The following is a 13017-nucleotide window of genomic DNA, read 5'->3' as shown; positions in this document are numbered from 1 at the left end:
TATCTGACGGCGCCCTCTCACCAAGTCAATCAAGGCTTTGGGGCAGGCGTCCATACGCTGGGAAGCGTCACGGCCATCTTAGTCCCTCGCCCAAGCTCGCTTTCGACCTCCACCGTTCCCTGATGCAGATCAACGATTTTGCGGACGATGGCAAGGCCTAGACCGCTCCCGCTTTTCGCCCGCTCGCGGGACTTATCGCCCTTGTAGAACCGCTCGAATATGCGCTCCTGGTCTTCCGGGGCGATGCCAGCCCCCGTATCTTGGATGATGACCCGGACTCGATCCGTCATCGTCTCCAGGCTCAGCTCGATCGAGCCGCCCGCAGGCGTAAATTTAATGGCGTTGGTCAGCAGATTGATCCATACCTGGTTCAACTGGTCGACATCGGCTATCAGTTTGGTACGCGGCAGCTCCAGTTGGAGCTCGATCGACTTGGCCGACCAGAGCGGCTCCAGGGCAACAACTACGCGGCGAAGCTGCTCATCAAGTTCAAGAGGACCAGGATGGAACGGATGATGCTCGCTATCCAGCGAGGCCAGCTTCAGCAGATTCTCACTCAGACGGGACAACCGTTCCGCCTCCGTCTCAATAATATCCAGGTACTGCTGCTTCTCCTCCTCCGGCATCTGCGGATTGCGGACCAGCTTGGAGAAACCCGAGATTGATGTCAGCGGAGACTGGATCTCATGCGATACATTGGACACAAAGTCCTGTCTCATGCTCTCCAGCTGATGCAGCTCCAGAGCCATGTGATCAAAGCTCCGTGCCAGCTCGCCCAGCTCGTCCTTGCGCTTGCGCTGGTTGAGCTGAATATTGAAGTCTCCCTTAGCGATTTGCCGGGTGGCCAAAGTCATCTTCTTGAGCGGATTCACCAGATAACGGGCAGACACCAGAATAAACAAGCTTCCGGAGCCAAGAGCAACCAGCAGCGTTGTAAACAGCATTCTAACTAAGTCAAAAGGCGCTTCCTGCTGAATGGACTGGATAAATACCGCATACGTCCCGCGCTCAGTAAAGATGGGGGTTCCGTAGATGCGATGCTGCGCGGAGGGCTCTTTATTGCTGTAATCGCCTCCGCTTCTCACTTTGTCCACAGCTTCGGGAGGAATTATCGCCTTCCCGCTGTGCTTCATGCCGGAATAAATCGTCTTACCTGTCGGATCCACGATCATGACCTGCAGCGACATCGTGGTCCAGCGCTGTTCTCGCAGCATGGAGTCCCACTCATCGGGATTGACTCGCTTCAATACACCGGCTAGATCATGGGACGCATCGCTGAACTGGCGGCTCAGCATGGTATTGAACGTATCCTTGTACACCCACATCATGGTGAAGAAAGCAACGGTCAGCCCGAGAATGACAGAAGCGATGAAGGTCAATACGACCCTCAGATACAGGGAACGGATCATGGGGACGCCTCCAGCTTGTAACCCAGGCCGCGGATCGTCTTGATCGTGAAGCCCGTCCCCTGCTCCGGAAGCCGTTCCCGCAGCCGCTTGATATGCACATCTACCGTGCGTTCATCCCCATCATAATCAATCCCCCAGATCTGCTCGATCAGCTGGTTGCGTGTAAAAATTTGATTGGGATAGGAAGCCAGCTTGAACAGCAGCTCAAATTCCTTGAGCGGCAGCTCCAGCCTGCTCCCGCAACATACGGCTTCATACCGGCTGCGGTTCATCTCCAGCTCGCCGAGCCGGATCGTCTGCGATGAGCTAATCCGGTAACGCTTGAGCAGCGCCCTCACCCGCATAACCAGCTCCATCGGATCGAACGGCTTAACCAGGTAATCGTCGGCACCCAATTGGAAGCCGCGCACCTTGTCCACCGATTCAGCGCGGGCTGTGACCATCAGCAGCGGTAAATCCGCATTAAACCGGCGGATTTCCTGACAAAGCTGCCATCCATCCATATGCGGCATCATAATATCCATCACGACCAGATCAATGGCCGAGTCTTCCAGCACTTGCAGCGCTTCGCCCCCGTGCTGGGCCTCAGACACGGTGAAGCCTTCTCCGGCCAGTGTCGCCTTGACCAACCGGCGGATAAACGGATCGTCGTCAACGACGAGAATTTGATTCATACTCGTTCTCCTCGCACAAAAAAGGGTATCCGGCCTATAGCCGATACCCTGATCATAATGGACGCACCGAAGCATTTCAACGCTAGCTGAAAAAAGCGATGCCGAGCAGGCCTGACAACACAAGCGCGGCGGCAGGGTGCAGCTTGTAGCGGAGCATACCGATCACCACGCATGCGGTAATCAGGATGCCGCCCAGCACAGGCCAGCTCCACAGCCCAGTACCCATCGATGAGTCCAGACCGTAGCGCAGCGCCGCATAGGCGATCAATCCGGTCACGACCGGCCGCAGCCCATAGAACGCCGCCTTCACCCGCTCATGTCGGTGAAGCTTCAGGAAGAAAGCGGCAATGACGACCACGATCAGCAGCGACGGCAGCACCATGCCGAGCGTAGCGGCGAAGGCTCCCGCGGCTCCCGCGGCCTTGTAACCGACCAAGGTCGCACTGTTGGTCGCGATGGGTCCCGGAGCCATGCCTGCCAATGCGACCGTATCCGTAAACGTCTTGGCGCTCAGCCAGCCATGCTGCTCCACCTCATGCTGAATCACAGGCAGCATCGCATAGCCCCCGCCAAAGGACATTAGGCCGATTTTAAAAAAGGTTAGGAAAAGATTCCACAGCATATCGCCCACACCCCGATTCTAGATGCCGTCCGCGATAAAGTAGTCGGCGTATTTATGCTTGGCTCCCGTAGCATCTGCAGGCTTGCCCTGGAGCTGCACGACCAGTCCCAGCTTCTTCTTGATCAGGACGATGACGATGCCGAGCCAAAGTCCGGCCATGATGATGAACAGCGGATGGACCGGTGCGCTCAGCAGCAGCACCAGTGTGCAGACTGCGGAAGCAAAGGTCGTCTTGTCAAATACTGCCTGCCGGCCCATCCGGTAGGCCGCCACGATGATCAGTCCGAAGATTGCCGCATGAATGCCCTGGAGCGCCGATACGACCTTGGGCAGGTGCCCGACTTGTGCGTAGATCAGACTAAGCGTTACCGCCAGCACGAAGGTCGGCAGTGTAATGCCAAGTACGGCGGAGGCGGCGCCGGGCAGCCCGGCCATCCGGTGGCCGACGAATGCCGCGGCATTCACGCCGATACCGCCGGGAGCCGAGCCTGCCACCGACAGGACGTCGGACATTTCATGCTCCGGAATCCATCGCTTCTTGCTGACCACTTCCGCTTCGATGACGGGAATCATCGCGTAGCCGCCGCCGAATGTAACCGGACCAACCTTCAGAAACGTGACGAACAGCTCTCCCAGCAGCCGCCAATTATAGGCTTTCATGATGCGTCCCCCCTTGATGTGTTCTGCAGTCACTGCTCTTGCATTGGCCGCTCTCTCCTCTTGCTTGATACTTGTATTATACTTTACTTTATTCTTTTTTGGAATAAACTATAGCTGGTTTTGGTATTATTTTTTAAATAAACGCTTATAAATTTCATTTATATAGCTGATTTCATCGGCTTTTCTTTACCTATTTTCCGATAGGACTTGTCATATTATTTTCAAAAAGAAATTAAGATCAGGGTGTAAATGGAAAAAAGCTCTCCCAATGGACAGGAGAGCTTAAAGGCGGATTCACGTCCGCCGTGCAAAGCAAGCTTGATGAATATCCGCACAGCCGAGGCTTACGCCATGGTCCCCCGCTTCAGCAGCCCGGACGATACGAAAGCGTAGTAGATCGCCACGCCTCCCAGCAGGGCCGCACTGCTAAGAATGGCCGCGCGCGCATGGAAGTGGTCGGCGATCCAGCCGCCCAGCACTGGGCCAATCATCACGCCGATACCTTCGACGCTGGAGAATAACCCCCAGCCCATCCCTTTCTGCTCCGGAGGAACGTACTGGGCCAATACGGAGTTCCAGGCGGGTAGCACCGCCGCATAGGACAAGCCCAGCACGGCTGCCACGCATACAGCCGGTCCGAGGCCGGCAATCCGCGTCAGGGCGAACAGGCAGACCGCGAACGAGGCGAAGCCCAGCATCACAAACCAGCGGCGGTCATACCGGTCTGACAAGCGGCCGAACGGGATCAGCCCGGCTACCGTGAGCCCTCCTGCTGCGAGCAGGACGAGCGAATACTGGGAGTATGCAAGACCCAGACTCGACTGGGCGAACGACGGCAGCACCGGCACCAGCATGCCCGCGGCCGTGGTCTGCAGGATCATCGCGGGAAGCAGCACTCGCATGGAGCGCAGCCGCTCCCAGAGCAGGGTGAGCTGCACGCCGAACGGGATCGCCGCCGGCGTCTGGACGGCTGAGCTGCCTTGGCCGCCGATGAAGAGCGACAACACAAGCGCAGCGCCCCACAGTCCGGCCATCAGCCAATACGAGGCCAAGTAGCTGCGGTCCAGGATGAAGTTCAGCACGACCGGCCCCGCTCCAAGTCCCGCCAGCCAGCAGGTGTACATCACGCCCATGTGGGAAGCACGCCGCTCCGTGCCCGCCCGGCTGAGCCCGCCCAGCCAGACCGGGGACATGCCCGCGCCGAACAACGCGGATGCAGCGGCAAGCACCCACAGCGTGTGTGCCTGCTGCACGAGCAGCAGGCCGGCCAGCGACAACGCCAGCCCGACGGGCGCGACGATGCGCAAGGCGAACCGGTCGAGTAAATAGCCCGCAGCGCATTTGACCAGCGTATCCGTCACATAATGAAGCGAGACAGCGATACCGATTCCGGCCGCCGCCAGGCCCAACTGCTGGACGCCATAGGTCGGCAGGAAGGAGACGAGGAAGGCACCTCGGACGAATTCCATCAGGAAGAGAATCGCTCCGTACAAGACCATGGAGCCCGCAGGTTTGGTTAAAGTGAGCACAGACGCTTACCTACCCTTTCCTGTTTTCCCTTAGCGTCCCCTGGCTTTCTCTTCCTTATCCGCGCGGTACGGTCAAGGAGCCGTCTCCGGCTCAGGCTCGGGTTGACTGTTCCGCTTCGCCCGGCGGCTCTGGATATACGCGTATACGGTGCTGCCGATCAACAGCAGCACGCCAGCGTTGATCGCATAGTCAGCGACATTCAGGATGCCACGACCATTGTCGATGAAGTCCGTTACCCAGCCGAATATCGCCCTGTCGAGCGCATTGCCGACAGCGCCGCCGACCAGCAGGCCGGAGCCGAGCTCAGCCGCCGCGCCGCGCATCTCACCCTTCCACCGGGCATAGAGCACATAAGCGACGAACAGCACAGCCGGAATGATAAAGTAGCGGCCATAGCCTTGAAAGGTGCTGCCTGCCGCTCCGCTGTTGCGGTAATACGTGAAGTGATATAAACCGTTCAGTACGGGATACGATTCGCCGAGCGTCATATGCCCGCGAACCCAAACCTTCGTGAGCTGATCGAGAAGCAATGCCAGAGCGGCAGCGATATAGAATCTCATGAAGAGGCCTCCTTGTACCATGACTACTTCCATAGTAGCACATGTCAGGAGGCCTCTTCATCACAAACGCTTTCTTCGAGACTGGAGCAGCCGTCCGGCCTCCTAACCTTTGACCGCGGAACCCACTGTCATCGCACGCTCCACCTGTTCGCTGAAGAATAAATAGATGATGACCATCGGCAAGCTGGCGATCGTCATGACGGCTCCCATGCCGCCCCAGTCGGTGCTGTACTGCCCCTGGAACAAGAGCAAGCCGAGCGGCAGCGTCTTCATCGCTTCATCCGTGATCAGGATATAGGCCATCATAAATTCGTTCCAGGCCCCGAGAAATTGAAAGATGGCTATGGTGGCAATGGCCGGCTTCATGATCGGAATGATGATCTGCATGAAGGACCGGTACACGTTCGCGCCGTCGATGCAAGCGGACTCCTCCAGCTCCACCGGGATGCCCTTCATGAATCCGTAGAAGATCAGCGAAGAAAACGGCAAGCCGAACGCGATATAAGGAAAGATCAGCGCGCCATACGTATTGGTCAGGTGAAAATCCTTCACCAGGATCGCGAGCGGGATCATAATAACCTGCAGCGGCATAAACATGCCGAGGGTCATGTAGATACGGGCGGCATACCGAAGCTTCCACTGCATTCTGGCAATGGCATAGGAGAACGTGACAGCCAGAAGCAAAATACCGAGCGTCGAAACGGTCGAAACGACCGTACTGTTCCATACATATTGCGGAATGTTGAATTGCGACCAGGCGTGAATATAATTGTCGATCCGAAAATTCGGCGGCAACCCGAACGGATGTGTCACGAAAATCTCATCATTGTTCTTAAGCGAATACGAGATCATCCAGAAAAGCGGATAAACCGATACGATAAAATAGATCCACAGCGGCAGCTGGGAAAGGAAGCTCAGCAGTTTCTTCGTCTGGGTCATAGCAGCAGGTTCACCTCTCTTCCTCTCTTTATTGCGCGAGTCTTTCGCTGTCGAAAGCCCGGTTAATGACTACAGTGATCAATAAACTGAGCAGGACGAGAAAGACGGACACTGCGCATGCGTAGCCATACGAATTTTCAATAAAGGCATACCGGTATATCATATACGTCAGCGTATAGTTGGTCGTCCCCGGACCTCCGCTGGTCATAATCAGCATTTGCGCGAACGCTCCGATCCCGGAGGTGATCGCGATGATAAAGCAGAATTTATACGTTTCCTTCATCATCGGCAGCGTAATTTTCCGGTGCGCCGCCCATTTACTGCAGCCGTCGATAATGGCTGCTTCGAAGTATTGCTCAGGGATAGACTTCACGCCAGCGTACAGCAGGCTGAATTGGTACCCCATATACTGCCAGGCATTGACGAACGCGATGGCGATGATCGAGACACTGGCCGAGGTGAGCCAGTTTTGCTGGTAGTCGATTCCCAGCAGCTGAAATAGCTTGTTGATCAGACCGTTGCTCGGGTCATAGATCGCGATCCAGAGCTGACAGACAACCGTTACAGATAGAACCACGGGGATAAAATAGCCCGTCTTCAGTATTTTTCTGCCCTTCACCTTAGGATCGGAGCAGACCAAGGCGAGAATCGTGCCCAGACCGATCTGGAAGATGACCAGCACGAGAGCGAACAGAAACCCGTTTCTAAGCGAGGTAGCCAGCAGCGGGTCCTTCGCTAGCATGATGAAATTATCAAACCCGATAAAGGTAGCATCGCCGAGTCCGTCCCATTCAAAGAAGCTGCGATAGAACGTTTGAAGCACGGGATAGGCCACCACGATGGAATAAAGCAGCAGGGCAGGCAGTACGAAGAGTGCAATCGCTGTTTTATTGGCAAAAAAAGTTTTCATTTGGCTTCACCCTATCCGGTTCGAAAATGCCCGCACCGTGACATGATCACGGTGCGGGAAATCGCCGTTTTTATTTGTTGACTTGGTCCAGCACGCGGTTGACATTTTGCACGAATTGATCGGCGGTAAAGCCCTTAACCAGAATGTTCTGGGTGTTGTCATCCAGGGAATTGTTGATTTTGTTATCAGGCAGCGCCCCGGAGAAGCCCTTGATGTTCGGCAGTGTTTCTTTCACCAGACGCTGCATCATGGCAGGCACATTGGAAGCCAGAGGCTTGTCGACCTTCACGGCCAGGATCGGATTGCCGAGCTGCGTATACTTGTACTCCGCATACTTGCGTGCCATGAATGCCGCTACCTTGATAGCCTCTTCCTTATGCTTGGTCGTAGCGGATACCGCGAAGCCGCCCGGCTCGCCCGCCCCATTCATATAAAACTTCGTTTTCTCGTACGTGGCCTCGTCCTTCGCCGGGAAGTACATCCAGTCTACATTGTCGCCCATGTTTTTCTGCGCGCTGTAGATTTCCCATTGGCCGTTGACGAACATCGCTGCTTTGCCTTGGTAGAACAGCGACGACGCCTGATCATAGTTCGTATTGGTCGCATTGGCGTCGAATAATCCCGCTTCCTGGAGCTGCTGCATCTGCTTGGCTGCAGTTTTGAACGCCTCTGGCAGCTGAGTCGCTCCCTTTTCGTTCAAAACCCCGAAGCCTTTCGGTTCTTCTTTCATCACGAGGCCTTTATAGAACGACTTCGTAATCCATTTTTCTTTGGCGAAAATCGACATCGGAATAATTCCTTTGGCCTTGAACTTCTTGGCCGCGTCGATCAGCTGATCCACCGTCTTGATCGGGACAGGAATGCCCGCTTCCTCGAACAGCTTCTTGTTGTAGTACAGAATCTGGAACTCGACGCCGCTATATGGATAAGAGTAGACATGTCCGTCGGGGGAGATCATTCTCGATTCATTCCCCGGGTTCAAATCCTTCTTAAAGGCGGCCGTTTCCGCTTCATTATCGAGCACTAGTATATTTTTGGAATTGCTGAACGTTTGGAATTCGCTGAGTCCTCCGTCAAAGATATCGGGCATATTCCCCGTCGCCGCGTACGTTCTCAGCTTTTGGCCGTTGTCCTGCACATACGAGTCCAGCTCCAGCTCCACATTCGGCATCGCTTTCTTCAGCTCGGCGGCGGCATAGTCGTAAGGCTTCTTCGTATCGTCGTCAAAGTATCTCGCATAGATGCGCAGCTTCACCGTCTGATTGGAGTTCGATGCGCTTCCGCTTGGCGTCTCTTCCTTCTTCGGCGCGTTCCCCGCTTGTTTGCTGTCATTGCCGCCCGTTCCGCAAGCCGTCAGCCCGAGAGCCAAGGTTAGCGAAAGCGCTATACCTACCGATTTGGACCCTATCTTTTTCATGCTCTACCCCTACTTTCCGTTTAAGTGTTGTTAGCGCTTTCAGTTGTGATCTATCTTTTATTATAAGAATTTCAGCTCTTTTTCAAACGGATAAAACGGGCATAGTAAGGAATAATCGGGCCAAAGCCGATCAAAGCCGAGACAAATAAAAGCGCGCCCGCGGAGGGCGCAAGCGTCATGGGTTATGTTTTCGGCTCTCAAATTCGCTTGGCGTCATGCCGACATGCTTTTTGAAGCATTTGCTGAAATAATTCGCGTCGTTATAGCCTATCTGCTCTGCGATATCCGCCAATCTCACGTTGCCCGTTCCGATCAGCTCCTTCGCTTTCTGCATACGAACCCGGCTCATGTAATCCGAGACGGAGATATTGCCTTCTTTTCTAAATATTTTCCTCAGGTAGCTCGGATCGACGAATACTTCCCCCGCCACCCTTTCTACGGTGAGCTCCGGGTCCTGATAGTTCGAATCGATGAATGCCTTCGCTGCTTCAAACCAATTTTTCGATTTGGATGAATGGCCCTTCTTGTCCGTAGCAAAGGCCGTCCGGTACAGCTCCAGCATCCAGCTGCGGGCCTGCTCGATGCTCGTCATGCTCTGAATAGCCTGGTACGGCATAAAATCCGGGCCGAACAGCTCCGAGGCAGACAAGCCTGACTCCATAGCGAACGATAGGCACAGTGAGACAAGTCCCATCATGACCGTGTAGGCATAATCGACCGATTGCTCACTGCCCTCCATGTCTTGAAATACTTGGCTGATCAGCTTCTCGATGCCGTCCCAGTCCCGTAATCTCAGATGAACGATCAATCGTTCATGAATCTCAGCCGACACGTAATCGAGCGAGGTCTGTCCGGAGGGAACAAGATCATACCGGATCACATTGCCTTGACCTGCCATTATTTTATTGCGCATAGCGGTGAGCGCATCCCGATAGGAGACGTGAATTTGCTCGTACCCGTCGGCGCTGCTGCCGATTCCGACCGTAGCCGTAAATTTGAAATGCCGCTCAACCATCTGGCACAGCCGCCGGTAGGCCTCTATGCCGAATTGTTGCGTATCGGTTCCTTCTTCGAAGGCCGTCAGCGAGACGGTCCGTCCTTCCGCATCATGGAAGAGGATGTGACCGCCCGCTCCTTGTACCAAGTCATTCAGCAAATTAGCTACCGTATGCTTCCACAGGCCGATTTCCTTCGGATCGCTCCATCGCTGGTATAGCCCGTCGATTTCAACCACCGCCACGCGAAACTGCCGAGGCGGGATCGGGATGCGGAACCGTGCCAGCGATTTCTCGATATCCTCCGCATTCATGTTGAATTCCTGACTGATGAGACGGTTAAGAAAGCCCTCGCGCAATATCGTGGAATGGCTGACGGATACCGTTCTCTCTTCGTCCGCTTGCTGCAGCGTGCTTTTGACCTTTTGCAGCGTTACGGTCAATTCCTCTTCATTAAACGGCTTCAGGAGATAATCCGCCACGCCGATCCGGATTGCTTTCCGGGCATACTCAAATTCGTTATGCCCAGTGACCAGCACGATGACCATCTCGGGGTAGGAAGCTGTTAATCGCTCGGCCAGCTCCAAGCCGTCCATAAACGGCATATTGATATCGACCAAGGCGACATCTGGTCTATACTGATGCGCCAGCTCCAGAGCTTCGACACCATGCTTCGCTTCGCAGCAGATGGTAAAGCCGAGAGCATTCCAATTCATTTTACTGCGCATATAAAAACGGAAGATCGGTTCATCGTCCACGATCATCACCTTAAACATAGGCTTTCCTCCTCGAATCATCTATCGGTACCGTAATGCGGACCTCCGTCCCTTTCCCCGGCTCGCTTTGGATCGTAACGCCGAACGGTTCGCCGAAATACAAGCGGATTCGTTCATGTACGCTAAACAGGCCGAAGGAGGATGGAACGTGCGGGCCGGAGCCGAGCCTCAGAATAGCTCCCGCCTTTTCCTCCGATATGCCGATGCCGTCGTCCTTCACCCGAAGCACGATCGCGGCCCCCTCCCTAAAGCCGTCGATGATGATGTGACCGAAGCTTCCCTTCGTTTTCAGCCCGTGGTAAATGGCATTTTCAACGATGGGCTGCAAGGACAGCTTCGGGATTTCTTCGTGCAGCAGCTCACGGGGAACCTGGATGCTGAAATCGAACACATCCGAGTATCTCATGTGCTGAATGGCCAAGTAATCGGCGGCATTCTTGATTTCTTCGCCGACTGTGATGATTTCTTTGCCCTTGCTGAGGGCAATCCGGTAGTAGTCCGCAAGCGCTTTCGTTGTATCCCGCGCTTCTTGAATACGGTTGAGATCATTCAAGACATAGATCAGATCCAGCGTATTGTATAGAAAATGAGGCTTGATCTGGGCATGAATCAAAGCCAGCTCGTATTCCTTCTTCATGCGCTGCTCCGTCTCCACTCTCTGCAGCAAGCCCTGAATCTGCGCGATCATCGTATTGAAGACGGAGGACAACAACCCGATCTCATCCGGTGTTTGTATATCGCTTCGGCTGTCCAGATGGCCGTCCTTGACTTTGCGCATCGCTTTGGTCAACTGGAGGAGCGGCCTTGCGATGATCCGCGATAGCATCCCGGCTCCGACCAAGCCGAATAACAGACATACGGCTCCGATTAGGGCGGTCATCCAGCTATTCTTCTGAATATCGCCAGTCAGCATGTACATAGGAACTACATTGACCAGCATCCATCCCAGTTTATCGTAAGCTACACTCGTGACCAGATTGTTGCCGGCATCCGTACGAACAACTTGGCTGAATGAGCCGCTCGCGGTCAGCAGCCGGTTCAGTCCGTCGTCCTGGAGAGGCTTGAGCAGCCTGGCCGTTTCAGGAGCGGAGATGACCATCCCTTGTTGATCCACAACAAAATAATGACTGGAGCTGCCCTTGCTCATATTCAAGTAAGCGGCCGAGATCGACCTTTCTTTGACGTTCAGCAGCAGCGTGCCAAGCGGCGTTCCTGTATTGAGATCAGCTACAACCTTAGCCAGGGTCACAACGGGCGTTTGCGGGTCCGTAACGAGATAATCGCGCCGCTGCATCGGCAGCCAATGATTTACCCCGAAGCTTTCATCAGGCGGAATCTGTTCCAGCATGCCGCTGCCAAATACCGCTCTGTCCTTGTCTCCCCGGGTTGGATAAGACGTGAAGATATTCAAATTCCGGCTGTCGATGAAAATAGCGGAATCAACATCGGGAAAAATCGTCAAATCCGTCGCGAGCTGCGATTCGATCTGGCCGCGAAATTGCAAGGTTTCATAAGGGTCTGCGCCTCCCGGATTCCGGCTCATAATCCGGTTCAAATCGGTCGTCAGGATGTTGGCGCAGCTTTCCATATTTTGAATGATGGAGTTGACTTGGCTCAAGATCAGATTCGATTCATCGATGCTGTTTCTTTTCGTCTTCTCGATCAGCGAGTCCGTAAACATCCGGTTGGATACCACACCGAGGACAAGCAGCGGAACGATAATCAGCGGAATGTATATCACGATAATTTTATTGCGAATCCATAACCGCTCAAACCAGCCAATCGGATTCCATAGTCTGTTCATAGCCTTCTCCCTCTTTCCGCAGCAGTCGCCCTTCTCGTCTCGTACGCCTATTATAAACGGACATCTCGCCGTCGTGAATGCCATAGCGGAACCATTTTGAACGTTTTTTCGAGCCATTATTGCTATAAAATGCCAGAAACTCCAAGACGTATCGAAGGATACGTCTTGGAGTTTCTGATCACGGCCTTTTTGGATGAACAGGCTTTACATCATCATTCTGATCACAATGCCGTTCCGGAACGGAACCCAGGGGTTAATCATCTCATCGCCGAACGCATCCGGCTTCTTCTCAATCGCGAAGAGATAGGTTGCCTCGTCCCCCGCCGGATACGCCGGGCTGTGCCAGATTCCCCGGTGCAGGATAATCCCCTGCCGCGGCTTGATACGGAAGCAGCGCACGGTCTCCGGATCAGGCACCTCATCCGGGTCCTGCAGATCGCGGCAGGCCGCCACCGGCTGGATAATCTCCCGGTCGAACGCGATGAGCAGCTCCTCGCGGCTCACGTGGCGCTCCATCGAGTCCACGTCCAGCCCCCGGCTCCAGGTGACCACCAGCCCCATGCCGATCGGCACCGATACGTCCATCATCGCGATATAATTCCAGCAGTCCCAGCCCTCGCCCGTCTTGGGCGGCGCATAATCCGGCAGGTCAATCACCTTGCCGTAGGCCTGGAAGGCTCCGCTCGTCAGAGACTCCACCTTAACCGGTCTGTGCATAGAC

12 protein-coding genes are annotated in these 13017 nt (G+C 54.7%); all 12 read right to left on the bottom strand.

What is annotated here, in order from left to right:
* Positions 1-29 precede the first annotated feature (29 nt).
* On the bottom strand, positions 30-1409 hold the full coding sequence (locus WMW72_RS16790; protein ID WP_341416672.1) for a sensor histidine kinase: 1380 nt from the start codon (positions 1407-1409) through the stop codon (positions 30-32).
* Positions 1406-2083, bottom strand: a complete 678-nt coding sequence (locus WMW72_RS16785; protein WP_341416671.1) for a response regulator transcription factor — start codon at positions 2081-2083, stop codon at positions 1406-1408. Before WMW72_RS16785 ends, WMW72_RS16790 begins: the two co-directional genes overlap by 4 nt.
* 82 nt (positions 2084-2165) lie before the next feature.
* Positions 2166-2705: a chromate transporter gene (locus WMW72_RS16780; protein ID WP_341416670.1), complete on the bottom strand. Its 540-nt coding sequence runs from the start codon at positions 2703-2705 to the stop codon at positions 2166-2168.
* 18 nt (positions 2706-2723) lie between these two features.
* Complete coding sequence (locus WMW72_RS16775; protein ID WP_341416669.1) at positions 2724-3365, bottom strand: chromate transporter; 642 nt, start codon at positions 3363-3365, stop codon at positions 2724-2726.
* Positions 3366-3709: 344 nt separating this feature from the next.
* Positions 3710-4894, bottom strand: coding sequence for an MFS transporter (locus tag WMW72_RS16770; RefSeq protein ID WP_341416668.1), 1185 nt, complete (start codon positions 4892-4894; stop codon positions 3710-3712).
* 72 nt (positions 4895-4966) lie between these two features.
* A complete protein-coding gene (lspA, locus tag WMW72_RS16765; protein ID WP_341416667.1) occupies positions 4967-5455 on the bottom strand; it encodes a signal peptidase II in 489 nt (162 codons plus the stop codon).
* A gap of 102 nt (positions 5456-5557) precedes the next feature.
* Positions 5558-6394, bottom strand: coding sequence for a carbohydrate ABC transporter permease (locus WMW72_RS16760; protein WP_341416666.1), 837 nt, complete (start codon positions 6392-6394; stop codon positions 5558-5560).
* 28 nt (positions 6395-6422) lie between these two features.
* Complete coding sequence (locus WMW72_RS16755; protein WP_341416665.1) at positions 6423-7304, bottom strand: carbohydrate ABC transporter permease; 882 nt, start codon at positions 7302-7304, stop codon at positions 6423-6425.
* A 70-nt stretch (positions 7305-7374) separates the two neighbouring features.
* On the bottom strand, positions 7375-8721 hold the full coding sequence (locus tag WMW72_RS16750) for an ABC transporter substrate-binding protein (protein ID WP_341416664.1): 1347 nt from the start codon (positions 8719-8721) through the stop codon (positions 7375-7377).
* A gap of 175 nt (positions 8722-8896) precedes the next feature.
* Complete coding sequence (locus WMW72_RS16745; protein WP_341416663.1) at positions 8897-10492, bottom strand: response regulator; 1596 nt, start codon at positions 10490-10492, stop codon at positions 8897-8899.
* Entirely contained in the window at positions 10485-12296 is a 1812-nt protein-coding gene (locus WMW72_RS16740) for a cache domain-containing sensor histidine kinase (RefSeq protein WP_341416662.1), read from the bottom strand. The genes WMW72_RS16745 and WMW72_RS16740 overlap by 8 nt, the downstream gene beginning before the upstream one ends.
* A 204-nt stretch (positions 12297-12500) precedes the next feature.
* A complete protein-coding gene (locus WMW72_RS16735; RefSeq protein ID WP_341416660.1) occupies positions 12501-13013 on the bottom strand; it encodes an ureidoglycolate lyase in 513 nt (170 codons plus the stop codon).
* Positions 13014-13017: the final 4 nt, after the last annotated feature.

This window comes from Paenibacillus filicis (genome assembly GCF_038070315.1).
GTDB classification, from domain to species: domain Bacteria; phylum Bacillota; class Bacilli; order Paenibacillales; family NBRC-103111; genus Paenibacillus_G; species Paenibacillus_G filicis.
This window is presented reverse-complemented; position numbering and strand designations above follow the sequence as displayed.

Bases quoted from the DNA above. Each gene is read 5' to 3' on its own strand.
- WMW72_RS16790 (WP_341416672.1), bottom strand. From the start codon at position 1,409: ATGATCCGTTCCCTGTATCTGAGGGTCGTATTGACCTTCATCGCTTCT.
- WMW72_RS16785 (WP_341416671.1), bottom strand. From the start codon at position 2,083: ATGAATCAAATTCTCGTCGTTGACGACGATCCGTTTATCCGCCGGTTG.
- WMW72_RS16780 (WP_341416670.1), bottom strand. From the start codon at position 2,705: ATGCTGTGGAATCTTTTCCTAACCTTTTTTAAAATCGGCCTAATGTCC.
- WMW72_RS16775 (WP_341416669.1), bottom strand. From the start codon at position 3,365: ATGAAAGCCTATAATTGGCGGCTGCTGGGAGAGCTGTTCGTCACGTTT.
- lspA (WP_341416667.1), bottom strand. From the start codon at position 5,455: ATGAGATTCTATATCGCTGCCGCTCTGGCATTGCTTCTCGATCAGCTC.
- WMW72_RS16760 (WP_341416666.1), bottom strand. From the start codon at position 6,394: ATGACCCAGACGAAGAAACTGCTGAGCTTCCTTTCCCAGCTGCCGCTG.
- WMW72_RS16755 (WP_341416665.1), bottom strand. From the start codon at position 7,304: ATGAAAACTTTTTTTGCCAATAAAACAGCGATTGCACTCTTCGTACTG.
- WMW72_RS16750 (WP_341416664.1), bottom strand. From the start codon at position 8,721: ATGAAAAAGATAGGGTCCAAATCGGTAGGTATAGCGCTTTCGCTAACC.
- WMW72_RS16745 (WP_341416663.1), bottom strand. From the start codon at position 10,492: ATGTTTAAGGTGATGATCGTGGACGATGAACCGATCTTCCGTTTTTAT.
- WMW72_RS16740 (WP_341416662.1), bottom strand. From the start codon at position 12,296: ATGAACAGACTATGGAATCCGATTGGCTGGTTTGAGCGGTTATGGATT.
- WMW72_RS16735 (WP_341416660.1), bottom strand. From the start codon at position 13,013: ATGCACAGACCGGTTAAGGTGGAGTCTCTGACGAGCGGAGCCTTCCAG.